Here is a 20,933-nt window from a genome sequence, read left to right as displayed (position 1 = left end):
CTGTGAAATATATTAATTACTTGTATAGGTGATATTCGTATTATAGTTGAACTAAGGAAAAGAAGCCATTGATTCATCGAATTAAGGGAAACCATGCTTGAAGGGAGTTAGAAAAAAATGGAGGCAACAACATTTGTTTTGTTTGGAGCGACGGGGGATTTAGCCAAAAGAAAAATATACCCGGCCTTATATAATTTGTTTGTTGATCAGAAGCTGCCGCAATCCTTCTCTGTCATTGGTCTAGGCCGAAGAGAAGTGTCGGATGAAGCTTTTCAGGCAAATGTCGAAAAATCGCTGAGTACCTTCTCTAGACGTGAGGCGAACGATCCTGCATTAATGAAAAGCTTCTTGCAAGCATTCCGCTATAGAGTATTAGACGTAGGTCATAAAGAGGATTACGTGAAGCTGCTGCAGGTGATTGAACAGCGGGAGAAAGAGCTTGATATTGCGCCGAATCGACTGTTTTATTTATCCGTTGGGCCTGAATTTTTTGAGACCATCGCATCCAATATCCAAGAAAGCGGACTTGGTTCAGCGGATGGCTGGAAGCGTCTAGTGATCGAGAAGCCATTCGGCCATGATTTGCAATCAGCCCGGGACCTGAATGAGAAACTAAGCAAGTCTTTTGCGGAGCATGAGGTTTTCCGAATTGACCATTATCTTGGCAAACCCATGGTGCAGAAGCTCGAAGTTCTACAACAATCCAATCCGGTTCTACAGGCATTATGGACCAATCGTTATATTGCGAACGTACAGATCACGGCTAACGAAACCGTCGGCGTCGAGGAAAGAGCGGGTTATTACGACCATGTTGGTGCGGTGAGGGATATGTTCCAAAACCATATGCTGCAATTGCTGATGATGCTGGCGATTCATCTACCGAAGAACAGTACCTCCAAGGATGTACGTATAAAAAAGAAAATGGTTATGGAATCCGTTGAGCCTTTGCAAAAACATGAGGTTAAATCGAGCGTGATTCGCGGGCAGTACAAAGCGGGAGTAATTCAGGATACGCCGGTTGCCGGTTATAGAGCTGAACCGGGAATTGCCGCTACATCCATGAATGACACCTTTATAGCTGCCAAACTGCAAATCGACGATTATTTTTGGCGGGACGTTCCATTTTACATCCGCACAGGGAAACGAATGAAGGAGAAATCGACCCGGATCGTCATTGAATTCAAAGAACCGCTCAAACAGCAATCCCACACCATTGATGACACTAAGCAGCCTAATCTGCTTGTGTTTGAAATTAGCCCCAATGAAGGCATTTCGCTGCAATTGAACACAAGAGATCCCCAGCATAAAGGGGAGTTCAAGCCTATTCATATCGATTTTCATACGAGTCGCAACGATGTGCCAGAGGCGTACGAAAATTTGATTCACGATGCCTTGAATGGAGATTCAACGTTTTTTGCGCATTGGGATGAGGTTGAGCTGTCCTGGAAATGGGTGCAGCCGATCCTGAACGCCTTTGAAGAAAATCTTGTTCCCCTTCATCTCTATGAGGCAGGCACCTATGGACCTGCCGAGTCCGATGAGCTATTGGCAAGAGACGGCTATCATTGGTGGTTCGATTCCAAGCCTAAACAAAAAATAGAAGCAATTAAAGGAGAAGAATATGCCTATCACACAAACGATTGAACAGCTAGCTATTGATACAATTCGTACGTTGTCTATTGATGCGATTAACAGCGCAAACTCAGGACATCCTGGGCTGCCAATGGGGGCTGCGCCAATGGCGTATGCTCTTTGGGCGAACCAGTTGAATCAAAACCCAGGGCACGCAAAATGGTTTAACCGCGACCGCTTCGTTCTTTCTGCAGGCCACGGCTCAGCTTTGCTTTACAGCCTGCTGCATTTGTCTGGCTATAAGGTATCCATTGATGATTTAAAACAGTTCCGCAAGCTGAACAGCAGAACTCCAGGTCATCCCGAATTTGGGCATACGGATGGCGTTGAAGCGACTACTGGGCCTCTGGGCCAAGGGCTTGCAATGGCAGTAGGAATGGCGATGTCCGAAGCCCATTTAGCTTCAAAATTCAATCAAGATGGCTTTCCAGTCATCGATCATTATACGTACGCGCTTGTCGGTGACGGTTGCTTGATGGAAGGTGTCTCCTACGAAGCAATGTCCATGGCAGGACACATGAAGCTGGGCAAATTAATTGCACTGTATGATTCCAATGATATTTCATTGGATGGGGATCTAAACCTATCCTTCGGGGAAAATATGCAGAAGAGAGCCGAATCCGCTAATTGGCATTACTTAAGAGTGGAAGACGGCAACGACGTTGCGCAAATCACTAAAGCGATTGAAGCAGCTAAGAAAAATGATTCACAGCCGACCATTATTGAAATTCGGACGATTATTGGCTATGGAAGCAAGAAAGTAGCCGGAACCAATAAAGCGCATGGCAATCCGCTTGGCAAAGAAGAAGCGATTGCAACGAAGGAAGTTTACGGCTGGAAGTACGAGGAAGAGTTTACGGTTCCGACAGAAGTTAAAGCTCACTTCGAGCAGTTAAAGCAGCAGGGCGAAGTCAAGGAAACGGAATGGAATGGTCTACTTGCTTCTTATAAAGAGCAGTATCCGCTGCAAGGCAAGGAGCTTGAGCAAGTCATCGATGGATCCGTGTCGATTGATGCGGAAGACATACTAACATTTGACTCTTCCAAAACCGTTTCAACAAGAATTGCAAGCGGTGAAGCTATTAATCATTACATTAAAACCGTCCCATCGATCTTTGGCGGCAGCGCAGACCTATCTCACTCGACGATGACGGATATTCGCGGGGAGCAAACCTTTGCCGTTGAATCCTATTCTGGGCGCAATATCTACTTCGGTGTCCGTGAGCATGCCATGGGGGCAGCCGGCAATGGCATGGCCTTGCATGGAGGGGTTAAACCGTTTGTCAGTACGTTCTTCGTATTCAGCGATTACTTGCGGCCTGCGATCAGGTTGGCTGCTTTGCAAAAGCTGCCAGTCACCTATGTATTTACGCATGATTCCATTGCGGTCGGGGAAGATGGACCGACGCATGAGCCTGTTGAGCATCTAGCTGCACTTCGTACAATCCCGGGACTTACGGTGATTCGTCCATCGGATGCCAATGAGACTTCAAGCGCATGGGCATATGCGCTGAAACAGCAAGAAGGCCCGGTAGCGCTCGTATTAAGCCGGCAGAATCTGCCCGTTTATGAAGCGACAAAAGCAAATATAGACGGCGTGGCAAAAGGCGCTTATGTACTTGCTGAAACAAACAGTCAACCAGACGTCATTTTGATCGCTACCGGTTCTGAGGTTTCACTTGCCGTTAGCGCTAAAGCTGAGCTGGAGAGGGATAACCACTCGGTCCGTGTGGTTGCGATGCCGAGCAGGGAACTGTTCGATCGTCAGCCTGATGACTATAAGCAATCGGTTCTTCCTGATTCCGTGTCGAAGAGATTGGCGATAGAAGCGGGAATTTCGTTAGGCTGGGAGCGGTACACCGGACCATTCGGAAAAGTGTTGTCTATTGACACCTTTGGCGCTTCAGGCCCAGGCAATGAAGTTATGGAATACTTTGGATTCTCTGCTGACAACGTCGTTCGCTTGACTAAAGAATTGCTAAACAAATAAAAAATTGGAGGTTTATGACTATGAAATTTTTTATCGATACAGCAAATTTGGTGGATATTAAAAAGGCGTACAAAATTGGAGTTTTATCTGGCGTGACAACGAATCCTTCTTTGGTAGCCAAAGAGGGAGTGAAATTCGAAGATCGGATTGCAGAAATTTTGCGAGAAGTGCCGGACGTTGAATCCGTTTCTGCCGAAGTAACGCCTGACGCCGAAACCGCAGAAGAAATGATCGCTCAAGCAAATGAATTGATCAAAATCAACAATAACGATAAAAACGTTACCATCAAGCTTCCGATGACGCTTGCCGGTCTTGAGGCATGCCGCTATCTCGCCAAAAAAGGCGTAAAAACAAATGTCACTTTGATCTTCACAGTGAATCAGGCGCTTTTGGCTGCCCGTGCTGGCGCTACCTATGTATCTCCGTTTCTTGGCCGCTTGGATGATATTTCGGAAGATGGCGTTCAATTAATCGTGAAAGTTGCTGAATTATTCCGTATCCATAACCTGGACGCGCAAATTATCGCGGCTTCTGTCCGTCATCCCGATCATGTGACTCGCGTTGCAATGGCGGGTGCACATATTGCTACGATCCCATTCAGTGTGATTGAACAAATCTCTAAGCATCCTTTGACCGATCAAGGGATGGAGAAATTTGCAGCAGATTGGAAAAAAGCAGTCCAATAATAACCATATACCATTCATAAGCAAAGCAGGGGAGGAAGTCAGCGATGAGTAAACAACAAATTGGCGTGATCGGCTTGGCGGTTATGGGTAAAAACCTAGCTTTAAATATCGAAAGCAGAGGATTCTCGGTTGCCTTGTACAATCGTTCCCCCGAGAAAACGAATGAGCTTGTAGAGGAAGCGAAAGGAAAAAACTTCGTTGGCACCTTCAGTGTTGAACAGTTTGTCCAATCGCTAGAGACGCCTCGCAAAATTTTAATTATGGTCAAAGCGGGGCAGCCTACGGATGATACGATTAATCAGCTTTTGCCTTACCTTGACCAAGGGGATATTCTGATAGACGGCGGGAATGCTTATTTCCCTGATACGCAAAGAAGAAACAAAGAGCTCCAAGCGAAAGGCTTCCGCTTTATTGGAGCAGGCGTTTCTGGAGGCGAGGAGGGGGCACTGAAAGGTCCTTCGATCATGCCTGGCGGACAGAAAGACGCGTATGAGCTGGTAGAGCCAATTTTGACTGCGATATCGGCCAAAGTTAACGGTGATCCTTGTTCTACCTACATCGGGGAAGACGGCGCGGGCCACTATGTGAAAATGGTGCATAACGGCATCGAATACGGAGATATGCAGCTGATTGGTGAAGCGTATCAATTGCTAAATGATGTTTTGCATTTAAATACAAGTGAGCTGCACGAAATTTTCTCGGAATGGAACCGAGGCGAGTTGGATAGCTATTTAATTGAAATAACAGCTGATATTTTCTCCAAAACAGATCCGGAAACGGGTAAACCGATGGTCGATGTCATTCTTGACTCTGCAGGCCAAAAAGGAACCGGCAAATGGACGAGCCAAAGCTCTTTGGATTTAGGCGTACCTTTATCCATCATTACTGAATCCGTGTTTGCACGTTTTATCTCAGCGATGAAAGAAGAGCGCGTGGCAGCAAGCAAACGGTTGAACGGACCGGATACGGCTAGCTACGACGGTGATCCCGCCGAATTTATCGAGGCCGTCCGCAAAGCGCTCTATGCAAGCAAAATCGCTTCCTATGCGCAAGGCTTCGCACAAATGAGAGCCGCTTCCGACGAGTATAAATGGGATCTTGATTACGGCAGCATCGCGATGATTTTCCGCGGCGGATGCATCATTCGCGCAGGATTCTTGCAAAATATTAAAGATGCGTATGATCGTGATCCTGCGCTGAAAAATCTGTTCTTGGACGATTATTTCAGAGATGTCGTTCAAAACTATCAAGGTGCTTGGAGAAAAGTAATCTCGATTGCAGTAACCAGAGGCATACCGGTTCCTGCTTTTGCATCCGCACTGGCTTATTATGACAGTTACCGTTCGGAGAGGCTTCCAGCTAACTTGCTGCAAGCGCAGCGGGATTATTTCGGAGCTCACACGTTTGAGCGGCTCGATCAGAAGGGCAGCTTCCACTTCCAATGGATGGAAAATAATGCGTAATCGGATTTGGGGCCAGCTAAACAATTAAGAAGAGATTCATGGGAAACCGCATTGCGAATGTGCATTCGCAATGCGGTTTTTTTTGCTGCTTCGTGGTCGGATATGTAACTTTCCACTGATTTTCGCGTTAGAAGATATGGAAACATCTGTTAGAATCTTGAGTTGTTCATGAGCGCAGAATGAAACTCGAATAGGGATAAGAGCTATCATTCTGAGCATATTGATTTCGCATTTTCGGACAAGAGCTTGAAAAAACGATATAACTGAAGAATAAGAAATGACTGATGAGATTTGAGGGTGTACAGCTCTACACATCATGTAAGCAAACGATTTGATCGCGTACATACATCCGGCGTTTATTCTATTATCTCAGCCGTTAATCCAGTTTCTATAAGTCTGTTTTACGATTTCCATGGTCATCACTTATCTCGTAAACGTAGCAGAATTCGCTGAAACCGATGAAATGGATGTGATAAGTAAGATAGATAGATAAATTAGATAAGAAAGATGAGATTTTACACACAAATCTGGATTTGACCGCCCAGCAGACTCCAAATAAACTGGATATGGTTAGGTTTGAAAGAAATAGGTCTAATTTTTAGATCTAAACTGTCACAAATGGACAAAATGGAAGAAATAGGTCTAAAAAATAGATCTAATCTAGCCCAACGCCTCCAAATGAACTGGATATGGCTAGGTTTTAGAGAAATAGATCTAATTTGTAGATCTAAACTGGTGCAAAAAGCCGAAATGGAAGAAATAGGTCTGAAAAATAGATCTATTCTAGTCAAGGGGAGCATTTGTGATGAGAAAAATAGTCCTGTTAATACTGGTCTGCACCTTTCTGCTGCCTATCGTGGAGCACAGGTGAACTACGAGAACGATAAAATAATAGTCGCTTATGCTGATCAACGATTAGAGATGCAGGTGTATGATGCTAATGTTACTTTGAATGGAAAAAAACATAAAATGAACGCTGCTATGACTTCATACCGTGGGAAAACATATGTGCCAGTCCGGTTTATTTCTGAAGCATTGGGCGCTAAAGTGCAATGGGATGCATGGGATGGCTGCGTAATTGTAAAACTTTAGTTACTGATCATAAAAATCCCCTCAGTCTTGCCAAGTAGAGTTCAGGCTAACCAATGAACTTCATCCGGCGGATCGGCTGAGGGGATTATTTTATGACAGGAAAGCTTGTTTATTCAAAGATATGGGACATAAAGTTACCCTTTAATCGTCAAGATCGGCTCTACTTCAGCCACGACTTGCGCCATACCGTGTTCCTCATGCGATTCGATAATGGCATTAATATCTTTGTATGCGTAAGGCGCCTCTTTTTTTAATTCTTCTTCCCATTTTTTCAGAATATCCTGCCTGGATTTGACATCGTTGCGACTGGGATCGATTGGCGTAACGACATGGAACTTCGAAATAAAGTCACGGAACAAAGCATCATCTACCTTAACGGAATCACCGCGAGATAACTGCCTGCCTGCGCCATGGCTTGCACTAAATAAACTCTCCCGATTCCCTTGTCCTGCGAGGATATAGCTCTTCGCGCCCATGGAGCCGGGTATGAAGACGGGTTCACCGGTGTATTGGAATGGTGTATTCATCATCTGCTCTGCTGACTTCGCGGTACAAGAGCCTTTGCGGTGGATAAAACCCGGGCTGCCGTCAATCGTCTCTTCCCAAACGAAATTATGCGGAGCGTCGTATAACAATTTATAATCAAAATCTTTTAGGGTATTGGCTAATGACTTTTGAAGCATGAGTCCCAAAAACAAACGATTCGCAAAAGCGAAATTAGCTGCATTATGAAGTAAATTCCAGTAACGCTTCCATTGCGGAGCATGCTGTTCAGAATGCGGAAGCACATAGATGCCATTACTAGGATGCTTCAATGATTTAGGATAGATGCCTTTTAACAGTTCTTTTATGTTCAGACCGGCATGATGACCGATGGAAACGGAACCTGTATGAATCATTACGACAATTTGCCCGGCCTTGATCTGCCATTCATTAGCTAAAGCATGATTGCGGATATTCACTACTTTTTGAATTTCAACAAAATGATTCCCGCCGCCAATGGATCCAATCTGGCTATCATACGTCACGTCATTGCTGCCTAAATAGCTATCTAGTCCGTCAACTTGGTCAGTAATGAAAGAACCTAATCGGTTTACCTTCAATAAGTCTTCTTCTTGCTGCTTCGGATCGTAAAATTGCCATAGTCCATCGCGGTTTAATGATTTTTGAGATTCCAAAATTCCCATTAAGCCTTCTTTCAAAATCGCTTCGCGATGGGTTCTTGTCATTGGAATGTGACGGCCGCCTTCAAAGAAAATATGGCGAATATCACTTTCGATTTGTTTGAGATTCGACCGAATGTCATCTTCAACTAGCGAGGTGGTATATAACCGCATCCCGCAATTAATGTCATTACCTACGGCTTGGGGGATGACGAAACCTTTCGTAAAGATAGTTGTGCCGATCGGAATGCCGCTTCCTTTGTGAAAATCCGGTGTAATCGACACTTCTTCGATCTTCGCGTTCTGGTTCATAAAATAGCCGGGCGTATGCTGTTTCAACATTTCGACAGATTCGTTAACCGTTAACAGCTGATCAAGTTCGGCTAACGCATTTTTCTCAAGCTTGATCCTGTCGTTAATAAAGAAACGGACAGGAACGTTACTGCTATTGTTCATTTTCAAGAAGGACCATCCTTTTGGTTGATAGGTTTGTATAATATTTTTTCAATATGGATGTATTCGATGGAGATGCATAACATGGCACATCACCCTTCCCTAGTTATTATTTCCAATATAACATCCCGAATTTAAAAAAGCGATATCGCATATCTAATCAGGAAAAATTCCAGAAAAACAATCCCGATGCATAACAGGACAAAGTATTGGAGCCTAATGGTGTTCAGTCTATCTTGTCGCCTTTTCTATGTTTTCGAATAAAAGCAACGAGTGCAAGCAGCAACACAGGCAGAACATAAGCGATATTATTAAGCAAGGGCCATGTGATATTGACTACTTCCTCCAGATCCGCTTCGTTTGTGTAGGTAGTTAGCGACAGCATGAGGCATATAAAAGCAACAGGAAAGACGAGCAGACGTTCACTATTCAATCTAAGCAGCTGTGCCAAAAACTTGATCAGAATGAGCAGGAGGAGGGAGGCTTTAAAGTAAAAGCCTACGATGAGCGAGAAACCGATGACGGATTCGATCCTCTCGATGATCTCCTGTACAAAGATCAGGCGGGCAAGCTGATATAAAGAATATTTAAGGTCGCCTGAAAGCGGACCTAGAACCATAATACTGCAAATAACGGAAGCTAGTGTGGTTAAAGTATTGACTATCAGTGCCAAGTACATATGCTTGCCAACTTTAGATTTGTCCTTCGCTTTAATAAGCGGCAAAACAACAGCAAAGATCACAAGCTCGGAATATGGGAATCCATAAGCGATATAAGCCGCATGAAGAACTGGCCCAATCCCATCAGGCAGCACTGGAAGCAGATATTCGGGATGATACAAGGGGCCAACCAGCGCCAAGACCAAAATGATGCAGCCAAACATCAAGGCTAACAAAACGGCCGCCATCCTGGCCATCACTTCAATGCCAGCGAGTGCGCTCAATGCGATCGTTATAAAAAAAAGAGTACTCACGGCATACGTTGGCGTTTCTTTTAACATGGTGCTTTTGAAAAAAGTGCCTATTTCGATCACAATGCCTGCTACATTCCAGAACATCACGCAAGTAAAGGGAAGCAGAAGAATCATCGTTAATCCATTACCTAGAGTAATGCGGCTGTATTCAACTAGCGATTGATCAGGAAATTGCTTGTACAAATAAAGTAAGGCAGTCATTAGAAGCATGCCTAAGGTGTATGCAATCAGAAGCGAAATCCATGCCCCGTTTCCTGCCATGCCCGTTAGTGGAGCAGGGATAATCACGATGGAGGAGCCCGTCATGAAAATGAGAAAAAGCATGGACATTTGGACTGAGCTAATACGTTCTTGCTTTCTCATGATCTCCTCCTGATTGGCGCTTAGGATGACGATTTTGCTGGATCAATCCACTGTATGATCTGTTTGGCTGGCGCTGCCAACAGATTAAAGACGGAATCCACATTAGGTCCGTGTATGCTGGCAACGAACAGAAAGCTGAGATATGTCAGAATCCCAAACAGCGCACCATATACGACTCGGTCACGCGGAGCGGCAATTTTAAATTTCGGGATATCACAAGCCAGCATTGCAGCAGCTAAAACCAATACGCAGATTAATCTTCCGAACACCGCTATTTCTCCTTTTTGCCAAATGGGGTGCCTACGTTCATGCCAGTGCTTAATACTTCTGTATCTACCGTGATATGGAACTGGCTTTGCGCAAGATGGGTTTCCCATGCGGGTTCGAGCCGTTTCCAGAGCTTTGGGTTTCTTCGGTAGATTTGATTACCGATTCCGATTGCGTCGAGTTTTTGCTGTTTAAACGTCGCAACTGCATGTTGAATTTGCCGTTTAACGCGTTCATTAATTGCATTTTCGAAGCGCTCGATATCTTTTTTTGTAGTGAGAAGGGAACATCTAAGCTCGCCAACCGTGCCTTTGATCTCCAATTTAACGTCTACGGTTACGTCATTCCCCTCAACTTTGGGCGTCACTTTGCTATAGAATGATAGAACCTCAAGCGTCTCTTTCTTTTGTAGATAACCTTTAGTGTTTCCTATACAAGGAAAATCCAAAATACCGTTCGTGTATTTATTCGTTAGCATCATATAAGCCTCTGTATCCATCTCTCCGATGATGTCCACTAGATTGCCATCTTTAATGAAAGCAACGCCGGATACCTCCGCATCGCGCTGATCATTGATTTTATGGATAACAGGAATTGCCGATGTTTTCGAAGGGCTCTTTAATTGAATGGCCAGCTCATAAAAGGGAATATTGGAGGTTTTGGCCGTATATTTAGCTCCGCTCGTTTCCATTTTTTTGAACTGCTGCCCAATGGTTTGTTCAATAAAGGGCTGAATCTTCAGAAAGTCACCAGCATTTCCTTTGGCGACAAGCGGCAAGACGGTACCCCGAGGCTCTTGATCCCTTGAAAAGTAATCGAGCACCTCCATAATGTTTTGAGTTTTGATTAATCGTTCACCGAGCAGAATGACGCGCATATGATCCCATTTGGCTTTGCGCCCGAACTTAATCGGTATGTCCCGCACCGCATCAAATATGGTTTCACCGCTGGTTTGGATATTGATGCCTTTTTGCGATGCTTTTCCGCCGTCGCCAATTTCCATTTTACTAGAGGGGTTATAGAAATGGGTGGTTAGTTGGATTTGATTGTCCTTTGTCCGATCAATCGCTAACGCTTGTACGAAGCCATATTCATCCAATTCATTATTATCCCAGCAACCGCACATCAGACTCAGAATAAGCGTAGAAATGATCGTAGCTGCAAGAGCCTTCAAATGCGTTCTCTCCCTCACGTTATTTTTTGCGCATATGCTTGCTTCTTGGTGAATGCAGCAACACTTTTCGCGGAAATACGATTAACGCATCCCGCAGCTTATTCCAATCCAGAGGGGTGAGCGCTGCCAAATAGGGCTGACCTAAAGAACGCAGGGTTGCTAGGTGAAGGTAGATCAGAATGAAACCGAACATGATGCCAAGACCACCGAAGGTTGCAGCAAGAAACATCAACGGAAAACGCAAAATTCGAATGGCTATGGCCATATTGTATTGCGGCAGCGCAAAAGACGCGATGCCTGTTAACGCGACGACGATGACCATCACGGGAGACGCAATTTGGGATTGAATGGCTGCCTCTCCAATGACAAGCGCTCCGACGATACTTACTGCAGAACCGATGGGCCTTGGCAGACGAATACCAGCTTCTCTCAGCAGCTCAAAGAAAAATTCCATAATGAGCGCTTCGACCATGACCGGAAACGGAATGCCTTCACGGGTGTTCAAGATCGCTAGCAGCAATACAGTCGGAATCAGCTCGGAATGAAAGGTAGATAGGGCGATATAGGTGCTTGGAAGCATCAGGGCAATGATAAAGGCAGCCACCCTAATCCATCGGATCAAGGAAGAAAATATGGGACGATAATAATAATCCTCACTCGTTATAAAAAATTCCAAGAAGCTACCAGGGCAAATTAGAATAGATGGGCTGCCATTAACCATAGTAATGATTTTGCCGTCAAGCAAAGCAGAAATAGCATTATCCGGACGTTCCGTATATCGGACCTGAGGGAATGGAGAATACATAGAATCACCGATCCATTCCTCGAGATAGGAGGTATCCAATATTTCTTCCTTGTTTATTTTTGCAATCCGCTGCTTAAATTCATTTAAGGTTTCAGGATTAACGGTCCCATCGAGATAACCGAACATTATTTTTCTTTGGCTAAGCTCTCCAGCGCAATAAAACTCGAACTTAAGCTTGGGAGTTTTCAGCAGACTGCGTAGGACACCGATATTGCGATCGAGATTTTCGATAAAGCTGACGTGAGGACCTTGCACACTGGGTTCTGTTATAGGCTCAGTGGCTTGCCGCTGTTCTACATCAAGAGCAGCATAGCTCAGTGCCTTATCCCATCGGTTGAAGAAAATGACTACTTCTCCGTCCAGAATGGATTGAACCGCTTGGTCCATCGTTTCCACTCGCTCCGTAGACGGGGAAGCTGTATCTTGTTTTTCAAAAAAATGAATAATATCTTCAATGGTAATCGTCAATGCGGGGCCAATGTCTTCAGAAACGAGAATGTGCAGAGCTTTTTTTACGTCGTTTGTCTGATCCTGCTTAATCAGTGTATCGAAATAGACCGTGAACGCAGTGTTTTCCAGGTCCGCTCCGAAGCGCCAAGAGGTTATTTTCAGGTCTTTGCAATTGTCAAAATAAGCTTCGATTGTTTTTAAATTTTGTTCCAAACTTGACGATATAGATAAATAGGTTTTCATGCAGTTCTCCTTTCTGAAAATGGTGGCAAGAAGTAAAGTTATGGTTTCCATAAATTAGGGATGCTATTCGGTTTAGTAGGCGATGGCAAGTATAGGGCGTAGGCTTGCAATGAACGCGAATAGGTATGTTAAGCATTTTGAGAATAACGATAAAAATGATATTATTTTGGATAGATCAGAAGAATATAAATTTATGCTTCTCGATTCAGGGAATGTAGGAATTAGGTATGGTTTTGCGTTGTTTACAAGTTTGTGACAAGTTGATCACGTTACCGATACATACAAGGGTTATAATGTTGAAAATCAGACGCAAAAGGAATGGATATGGAAAAAACTAAAATTTTAATTATTGAAGATGAAGCTGCCATTGCAGATATACTGGAATACGGTCTCCATTTGGAAGGATATGAAACGGAAAAAGCCAATACAGGTGCAAACGGTCTGAAGGCGATTGCATCCTTCAAACCGGACTTGCTGCTGCTCGATTGGATGCTGCCGGATCAAAGCGGGTTGGATATTTGCAAGCAAGTAACCGCTTCGTATAATATCCCAATTCTGATGATTACGGCAAAATCGGATATTACTGATAAAATTTTGGGGCTCGAATTTGGCGCGGATGACTACATTACGAAGCCCTTTGATTTAAGGGAAGTCATTGCACGGATTCGAACCATCCTCCGACGGGTTGCGCAAGCCAATCGGCAAGACGATGGAAATACCGATCAAGAAGAGCAAGTCATTCGTTTCAAGGAGATCGAGATCGCTATTAGTGAAAGAGTCGTCAAGAAAAGCGGAAAGGAAATTGAGTTGACGCCTAAGGAATATGATCTCCTTCTGAAGCTCTATACAAATAGGGGGAAAATTTTCACTCGAACGGAGCTGCTGGATTACGTTTGGGGATACGATTACACGGGAGACACGAGAACAGTGGATACCCATATCCAACGGTTGCGCAAAAAACTGGATGCAGCGGACTTGATTACGACCGTGTTCAGTATTGGCTACAAATTTAACAAACATGTGGATACAGCCTATGATCCGCACGATTAGGGCCAAGTTCATCCTCGGTTTTTTTGTTATTTTCACCGTTTTTTTCTTAATTCTAAATCAGTGGGTGACAAGGAATATCGAATCCGGCAACCGGAACACGATTTCCGATAGTTTGATCGATTTGAAAAAGAACAGCAACAGCTATATTCGGCAATCCTTTCTGACCCACCACTTTACAAGTGATGAGATTTATTATGAGCAAATTGCAGAGGACATGGGAACAGATTTGCAGCATACGGCTTCCGGCGGTGTCGGAATGTATTCGCTAGCAGGAGAGCTGCTTTATGCTTCAGACCAGAGCACTTTCAAAGCAGACGGAGATGATCTGACACAGGCCATGCGGGGAAAGACTGCCTATACGATTGCCATGTTTAACGGGGAAGTTTCGGTTCTCTATGCTTATCCGGTTGTGGTTAATGGCACCAAAGTAGGCATTATACGCTTTGCGAAAGATTTTACGCCCCTTTACGAGCAAAGCAGAGCCATGCAGCGTACAATTTTTTCTATTGCGTTAGCGGTGTTTACTGCAGCATTTCTGTTTTCCTATATCCTCTCGCGTCATGTAACGGTTCCGCTAGTTAAGCTGATGCAAGCTTCAAACGAGGTGAAGAACGGTAATTTGTACGTTCGCATCGCTTTCAAGCGCAAGGATGAGATCGGCAGCCTTGCAGCTAACTTCAGCAGCATGATTGAGAAGCTTCGAGAGCAATTTATGACCATTGAGAAGGACAGGGACCGGCTCGAAGAGCTGAATGATCATCGGAAGCGTTTTTTTGACAATGTGACCCATGAGCTGAAAACGCCACTCACGACAATCATGGGCTATTCCGAAATTATACTGATGAACGGTGCGAAAGATCCGGTTATTTTCCAAAAAGGGATGGGCCATATTATGGATGAGAGCAAGCGGCTGCATGACATGGTTTTGAAGCTTCTGGAAATGTCCAAAGCCTCTGAAGGGGACCATACATTTGAAAAAGTAGACGCAGCTCGTATCTTGCGGGATGTGTCCGAGACGATGGCGATCAAAGCGCAGCGGTACAAAAAAACGATTCGTAGCGAAGCGGATAATGATTTGTTCGTGCATGGCCAATCAGACCGGCTGCGCCAGCTCTTTATTAATTTGCTTGATAATGCGATTAAGTATTCGTCTGCCTGTTCGGAAATATGGGTTGCGGCTCATCTGGATGCCCAAATGGTCCGAATTATGGTTACCAATGAGGGAGAAACGATCAGTGCAGAAAACCTGGAAAAGATATTCGAGCCATACTATCGGGCAGAGAACGTCGCTAATGAAGCAGAGAGCATAGGACTTGGCCTAAGTATTAGTAAGTCTATTGTGGACGAGCATCAAGGTCGTATTGGAGTCCTAAGCAATAATGGGCAGACTAGCGTGCAAATTGAGCTTTCGTACTTGAAAGCTGAGAGGGAATGAGCATGAGAAACAGAGTCTTCTATCTCGCATTCTTCATCGTTATTTGCTGCTCTCTGGCAGGCTGCCAGGGAGAGAAGAAAATCGAGACGATTATTATTGAAGATAAAGAGGATCAGCAGGCCACTAGCGACGAGCTGTCCCTATTTGAAGTCAAGACCATCTATCCGGTGTTGGACGGGAAAATAGACCAAGTCTATCCGCTTGGTTGGAGCAAAGAAAACTCCTTAATCACGCTAGGGTCAAAGGATTACAAGCTTTCATCAACGATTGACCGCGTGGAGTTTCCGTATGTGTCCCGTTTAAATTTATGGGATGAGAAAGTGGGCATTTTTCTATTCGAGAATATAGTTGCCTTGTCACCGGATGGCCAGAAGGTAGCTTTTCCAGTCGTGGAGAATGGTGACTTTGCTCTCAAATTGTTTTCACTTACAGGAGGCAATGATGAGCTGATTGGAGCGATCACAACCGATCAACTGCGTTTTATCCGAATGACATGGTCTAGCAATAGCCGCTTCCTCAGCTATTCATTGGAAAATGAAGCGGATAAGCAGGCGGAAATTGGCGTTTACGATACGGAAAATAGGAATACAAAACGGTATTCGATCGAGCAAAATGACCCTTACTTAAAGGAGTCTGCCGCTCTCCATTCGGTTCATGTTTCTAATGATGGGGAAAGTGCGGTCATCGTGAAATACCAAGCCAAGCAGTTGATGCTTGCAATCGGCCATTGGAGCGGAGATAAATTCAAGAGCAAATACGAGCATCCGATTAGCGCGGACGGATGGGTAGAGTGGATTCATCAGGATCAGATCGCCTTCGTTGGAGAGGATGGGAATTTATACGCCTACGACCAGCGAAATGCCGTGGTGTCTCTTTTGTTAAGGGATATTGGACTTTTCCGTCTATCGGATGACCGGAAATTTATTGCTTTTTCCCAAGATGGCGATTCCGTATTTGCAGCTAGGCTGTACGGGAATAATGTATTAAACATGAAACTGATCTATCAAGGAATGATTCCAGTACAGATGGCTTGGAGCCCTGATAACGGGAAGCTAATGCTTAGTGGAGCCAAGCTGTATGAAATTGCTCAGCCTATGTCGGAAATTCGAGTATCAAAAGGAATGCAAAGCTTAGTCATTGAATTTAAATAGGAACTCAAATAAAAGCACAGCTACTGCTTAACGGCAGAAGCTGTGCTTTTTTTGCATACGATGTGTAGGTCGGTCGAGTAGACGTTTATTTTTTCACAGACAGGAATGTTAGCAGTCGTACACAACTTGTTTACATGCTAGCGAAGTTGGCGAGACATCTCTCAACTATAGTTGTTTTTAAGAGATGACTACTACTATCATTCGCTAGGAGGCACCATGAATACGTACAAAAAACGCAAACCGTCCATCAAAGCCATCATCATTCTTTTTGTTCTATTTATTACTGTGGTGGGAGGTGTAACCGCTTGGGGTATCAGCTATACAAGCAAAAAACTTCCTATTCGGACAACCGGGCATTCATTTGAAAATCCGGTAAAACTATCACCTCCGGCATCCATTCAATCGCCAAAGTATAAAATTATGATCGATCCGGGACATGGAGGGAAAGATCCAGGCGCCACGGGGGCAAGCGGAAAATACGAGAGGGACTATACGCTCACGCTTGCGATGAAGGTGTTCGATCTGCTAAGGGACGAACCGATGTTTGAGCCGCGATTGACAAGATCAACAGATCTATTCGTAGAATTGGAGGATCGTGCTGCTATGGCTAATGAATGGCAAGCTGACGCTTTGTTATCAATTCATGGTAATACGTATACAGATGCTTCTGCAAACGGAACGGAGACGTTACACACAGAGGAAGGCAGCAGGCTATTAGCCCAATCCGTGCAACAGAACATGATCAAGGGTTTAGGATTTCGAGACCGCGGAGTAAAGGAGGAGCAGCTTAAGGTGCTTTCGCTTAGCGAAATGCCGGCAGTACTCGTTGAAGTCGGTTACCTAACCAACTCTGACGAGGAATCTATTATGCTTAGTACGGATGGGCAAGCAGCAGCAGCAAAAGGCATCGTTGAAGGCTTAAAGCAATATTTCTTGCAATATGGCGAGCATCCCTCTAGTCCGGATAATCAACAAATCGATGGACTTGAGGAACTGAGCAGAGATAATCATACAAATGCAGCTTCAGACGTTATTAAAAAGAAGGTTTATTACAACGGTGCAGCAGCTGATGGAAAGCGCGTTGCATTGACTTTTGATGATGGGCCAGATACGGAAACCACTTCTAGCATTTTGGATATTTTGAAAGAAAATGAGATAAAGGCGACTTTTTTTATTGTGGGAAAACAAGCGAAGGCCCACCCGGAGATGATGAAGAGGATCGTAAAGGAAAGACATGTAATAGCTAACCACTCGTGGTCTCATCCCCATTTTGACCAGCTGACAATCGAGGAGGCTCGGAAACAGATCAAGGATACGCAGGATCAATTGGAAGCTATTTCGGGCTTGCGTCCTTTGTTGTTTCGTCCACCGTATGGGGAATTAGACGAGGAAAGAGTAAAGGCCGTACATGAGCTAAATATGGCGGTCGTGAACTGGTCTGTGGATACGATGGATTGGTCGGGAATCGGAGCGCCAGCTATGATAAAAATCGTGAACAAACAAATCTATCCCGGCGGAATTATTTTGCAGCATTCTTCCAGCGGAAAGGACAATACGGTCGAAGCGCTTAAGCTCATGATCCCACTATTGCGAGAAAAAGAGTACACATTCGTTACGGTACCAGAGATGCTGCACTTGCCAGATTATCAGAATGCTTAATTTAGGTTAAACGGGCTGAATAGTGCTTCTTGTTGGGAATGTGTGAATTATTGTGTTTCTTTGCGTTTTGTCCAGCCGTTGTGGTACACTTCTTTTTAGTATTTTGTTAGTTTGTGAAGGAGTGGTCGTATGCTGGTGCATGAAAGACACAATGCTATTTTACAATTGCTGCATGAGAGTCAGTCTATAAAAGCAACAGATTTGATTGCTAAGTTTGGCGTTTCGTTCGAGACCGTTCGCAGGGATTTGGAGAGCCTTGAGAAGGAAGGCTTTCTTAAACGAGTGCATGGCGGTGCGACGCTGCCTGCGTCGGATTATCGCAAAGAGCTGCCTTTTACGGTTAGGGAGCTGAAGCGAGTCCAAGAAAAGTCAGAGCTTGCTCATACGGCTTCGAATTTTGTGGCCGAAGGACAGTCTTTATTTCTTGATGTAAGTACAACGAATACGGAATTTGCGAAGGTTCTGATGAAAAAATTCGAGCGGCTTACCATCTTGACGAACTCTTTTCCAATATCCTCCTTATTAATGAATAAATCGGGTTTTACGATTATTTTTGTCGGAGGGGTTGTTCGTAATGCGGAGCAATGCGTTGTGGGTGACATCGCAGAGCACTTTATTTCGCAATTCCATGCGGATACATTTTTTATGAGTACTAGCGGAATATCATTAACCGCTGGACTAACGGACTATGGCATCGGGGAAATTCAGTTGAAGAAAAAAATGCTGGAGCGCTCGAATAAGGTTATCGTTCTTGCCGATAGCAGCAAATTTAATGCGGTCTCTCTGTCATCGATATGCGGTCTTTCGGATGTAGAGCGGATCGTCACGGATTCAAAAATTGATCCGGAAGTGTTACAAACCTACAGGCATCATGGCATAGAAGTGATATGTTAGACAACACAATCCATTACTAAATACGAACGTCTAGGGACAATGCCTAGACGTTTTTTTGTGTTGATTGTTGGAGGATACTTCGCCAGTTAGCTAGTAAGGTTAGCTAGGAAAAGAAAGCGCTCTTTTTATGGTTGACAGAGTCAGTAGCGGATGATACGATGAAAAACATAAATTGCGTTTTATTGTATAAGTGTGTGTTTATGTGTGTTTTGGAGGAGGTGTAATTTGCATATTATTTCAGTGCTTCTCGTACTCGCTTCTGGCATTTCGCATGCCGTTTGGAATTTGCTTACCAAGCATAGCGAGAACAAACCATTATTTTTATGGATTATTTTCGTTCCTTCCACGGTGTTGCTGCTTCCTTTCTTTGTGAAGGAGGTAACGAGCCCAGACATTTCGACACAGGGTTATTTGCTTTTACTGCTGTCCATGCTGATTCAAGGGGGATACGCTAATTTTCTTGCCAAATCGTTAACTTATGGGGACTTATCGCAGGTATATCCTATGATGAGAGGGATCAGTACGTTTTTGCTGCCGCTAATGAGCGTGCTGTTTTTGAAGGAAAGCTTGTCCGTCTGGGGCTGGATAGGATTATTATGTATTGCTATCGGTTTTAGCGTGACTAGCGGGCTTGCCTTTACTAGGCAAAGAGAAGCGATCCCGCTCAAAGTCATTCTCTTTACGGTCGGAGTTGGATTGTGCACCATGAGTTATGTGATGGTAGACAAAATTAATTTGCTTCACTTCTCACCGCTCGCTTTGTTGGAAGCTTCTAACATCGGTTTCATCCTGGGACTCACGCCTTACATTAAGTTCAAGAAAACCGACTGGACCGGCGTGATAAGAAAAGATGGGGCGCTGCTTGCGATTGGTTCCGTCCTCTCGCCGGGCTCCTACTTTTTGTTTCTGCTCGCCCTTAATCTTTCTCCGCTGACTTACGTTGCACCGCTTCGCGAGATCGGGACCGTCTTTGGAACGCTCGCGGCTATCTATGTCTTAAAAGAGAAAAAAGAAATCATCCGCATTGCTTCGGCAGGCATCATCTTTACGGGAATCGTATTGATCGGCTTCTGGGGAATTTAACTTTAGGGGGGATAACATGAATTGGAAAAAATGGGGAGAGCCGCAGGCGTATTTATTTATTTTGCCGGCATTGATCCCTTACTTGCTCTTCTGGCTTGCGCCCATGGCCTATATCGTTTATTTAAGCTTCACGGATTGGGATTTCATGAATCCAGTCAAAAACTGGGTTGGATTAGACAATTATGTGAATTTGCTTCAAGAACCCGCTTTTTTCAAAGCACTTAAAACGACCTTCTTATTTGCTTTAGGAAATGTATTTCCAACCCTAATCGGAGGGCTGCTGCTGGCCTTGCTGCTGAATCGCAAGATGAAAGGCTCAGCGATATACAGGGCTATCATTTTCTCGCCATGGATCACGCCAACGGTAGCCGTTTCCATCGTATGGGCATGGATTTATGAGCCGCGAGTGGGATTGGCTAATGCCATATTGAACTTTTTCGGCGCAGGCAGCTTGGAATGGACGCAAAGCCCCAAGACAGCGCTGCTTTCCGTTTTAATCGTGACCGTGTGGAAAGGAATCGGATGGACGATGGTCTTCTATCTGGTCGCTCTTCAGAACATTCCGGAATCGCTGCATGAAGCGGCGATGATTGAAGGAGCCAGCAAAACCCAGCGTTTCTGGCATGTGACGCTGCCGCTTATCTCTCCAACATCGTTCTTTCTGTTTATGATTACGACCATCGATGCCATGCAGGCCTATGATCAAATCAATGTGCTTACGCAAGGCGGGCCATCGGGCTCCACCACGACACTTTTATATTTGTATTATGATGCCGCTTTCAGGCAATTTAACATCGGGCAAGCCTCGACGGTATCGATATCGATGGTCGTACTGCTTGGGCTGATATCACTCGTATCCATGTATATTTCTAGACGGAGAATCCATTACTTATAAGGAGGTGTGCAC

17 protein-coding genes are annotated in these 20,933 nt (G+C 44.6%); 12 read left to right on the top strand and 5 right to left on the bottom strand.

Going from position 1 to position 20,933, the window contains the following annotated elements:
- Positions 1-117: 117 nt before the first annotated feature.
- The 5 genes from zwf (at position 118) to FJQ58_RS31155 (ending at position 6,863) form a co-directional block, all read left to right on the top strand.
- Complete coding sequence (gene zwf / locus FJQ58_RS31175; protein WP_139999622.1) at positions 118-1,644, top strand: glucose-6-phosphate dehydrogenase; 1,527 nt, start codon at positions 118-120, stop codon at positions 1,642-1,644.
- The gene (tkt, locus tag FJQ58_RS31170; RefSeq protein WP_140000262.1) at positions 1,628-3,622 is read left to right on the top strand and encodes a transketolase; all 1,995 of its coding nucleotides are present in this window, start codon (positions 1,628-1,630) and stop codon (positions 3,620-3,622) included. Before zwf ends, tkt begins: the two co-directional genes overlap by 17 nt.
- Before the next feature lie 20 nt (positions 3,623-3,642).
- The gene (gene fsa, locus FJQ58_RS31165; protein WP_139999620.1) at positions 3,643-4,308 is read left to right on the top strand and encodes a fructose-6-phosphate aldolase; all 666 of its coding nucleotides are present in this window, start codon (positions 3,643-3,645) and stop codon (positions 4,306-4,308) included.
- Positions 4,309-4,352: 44 nt separating this feature from the next.
- Positions 4,353-5,771 (top strand): NADP-dependent phosphogluconate dehydrogenase, encoded by a 1,419-nt coding sequence (gene gndA, locus FJQ58_RS31160; RefSeq protein ID WP_139999618.1) that lies wholly within the window; start codon positions 4,353-4,355, stop codon positions 5,769-5,771.
- A gap of 576 nt (positions 5,772-6,347) precedes the next feature.
- Complete coding sequence (locus FJQ58_RS31155; RefSeq protein WP_238404408.1) at positions 6,348-6,863, top strand: copper amine oxidase N-terminal domain-containing protein; 516 nt, start codon at positions 6,348-6,350, stop codon at positions 6,861-6,863.
- Positions 6,864-6,997: 134 nt separating this feature from the next.
- On the opposite strand, the gene FJQ58_RS31150 is transcribed toward FJQ58_RS31155, so the two are convergent.
- The 5 genes from FJQ58_RS31150 to FJQ58_RS31130 all read right to left on the bottom strand — a co-directional run bounded on the left by FJQ58_RS31150 (position 6,998) and on the right by FJQ58_RS31130 (position 12,754).
- The gene (locus FJQ58_RS31150; RefSeq protein ID WP_140000258.1) at positions 6,998-8,482 is read right to left on the bottom strand and encodes an RtcB family protein; all 1,485 of its coding nucleotides are present in this window, start codon (positions 8,480-8,482) and stop codon (positions 6,998-7,000) included.
- A gap of 223 nt (positions 8,483-8,705) precedes the next feature.
- Entirely contained in the window at positions 8,706-9,815 is a 1,110-nt protein-coding gene (locus tag FJQ58_RS31145) for a GerAB/ArcD/ProY family transporter (protein WP_139999616.1), read from the bottom strand.
- A gap of 20 nt (positions 9,816-9,835) precedes the next feature.
- Positions 9,836-10,084, bottom strand: coding sequence for a hypothetical protein (locus tag FJQ58_RS31140; RefSeq protein WP_139999614.1), 249 nt, complete (start codon positions 10,082-10,084; stop codon positions 9,836-9,838).
- Positions 10,085-10,086: 2 nt separating this feature from the next.
- Entirely contained in the window at positions 10,087-11,256 is a 1,170-nt protein-coding gene (locus tag FJQ58_RS31135) for a Ger(x)C family spore germination protein (protein ID WP_238404407.1), read from the bottom strand.
- 19 nt (positions 11,257-11,275) lie between these two features.
- Positions 11,276-12,754 (bottom strand): spore germination protein, encoded by a 1,479-nt coding sequence (locus tag FJQ58_RS31130; RefSeq protein WP_238404406.1) that lies wholly within the window; start codon positions 12,752-12,754, stop codon positions 11,276-11,278.
- Positions 12,755-13,078: 324 nt separating this feature from the next.
- On the opposite strand from FJQ58_RS31130, the gene FJQ58_RS31125 reads away from it, so the two are divergent.
- The 7 genes from FJQ58_RS31125 (at position 13,079) to FJQ58_RS31095 (ending at position 20,921) form a co-directional block, all read left to right on the top strand.
- Positions 13,079-13,804, top strand: a complete 726-nt coding sequence (locus tag FJQ58_RS31125) for a response regulator transcription factor (protein WP_139999610.1) — start codon at positions 13,079-13,081, stop codon at positions 13,802-13,804.
- The gene (locus FJQ58_RS31120; protein WP_139999608.1) at positions 13,788-15,239 is read left to right on the top strand and encodes a sensor histidine kinase; all 1,452 of its coding nucleotides are present in this window, start codon (positions 13,788-13,790) and stop codon (positions 15,237-15,239) included. The genes FJQ58_RS31125 and FJQ58_RS31120 overlap by 17 nt, the downstream gene beginning before the upstream one ends.
- 2 nt (positions 15,240-15,241) lie before the next feature.
- Positions 15,242-16,390 carry a TolB-like translocation protein gene (locus FJQ58_RS31115; protein WP_139999606.1) on the top strand — a complete coding sequence of 383 codons (1,149 nt, stop codon included), beginning with the start codon at positions 15,242-15,244 and terminating at the stop codon, positions 16,388-16,390.
- A 216-nt stretch (positions 16,391-16,606) separates the two neighbouring features.
- A complete protein-coding gene (locus FJQ58_RS31110) occupies positions 16,607-18,049 on the top strand; it encodes an N-acetylmuramoyl-L-alanine amidase (RefSeq protein WP_139999604.1) in 1,443 nt (480 codons plus the stop codon).
- Between the two features lie 129 nt (positions 18,050-18,178).
- Positions 18,179-18,943, top strand: coding sequence for a DeoR/GlpR family DNA-binding transcription regulator (locus tag FJQ58_RS31105; RefSeq protein WP_139999602.1), 765 nt, complete (start codon positions 18,179-18,181; stop codon positions 18,941-18,943).
- A gap of 225 nt (positions 18,944-19,168) precedes the next feature.
- On the top strand, positions 19,169-20,026 hold the full coding sequence (locus FJQ58_RS31100; protein WP_139999600.1) for a DMT family transporter: 858 nt from the start codon (positions 19,169-19,171) through the stop codon (positions 20,024-20,026).
- 16 nt (positions 20,027-20,042) lie between these two features.
- A complete protein-coding gene (locus FJQ58_RS31095) occupies positions 20,043-20,921 on the top strand; it encodes a carbohydrate ABC transporter permease (RefSeq protein WP_139999598.1) in 879 nt (292 codons plus the stop codon).
- Positions 20,922-20,933 lie beyond the last annotated feature (12 nt).

Source organism: Paenibacillus paridis (assembly GCF_006345825.1).
GTDB classification, from domain to species: domain Bacteria; phylum Bacillota; class Bacilli; order Paenibacillales; family Paenibacillaceae; genus Pristimantibacillus; species Pristimantibacillus paridis.
Note: the sequence above shows the minus strand (reverse complement) of the source record. Positions and strands in the feature narration are given on the sequence as shown.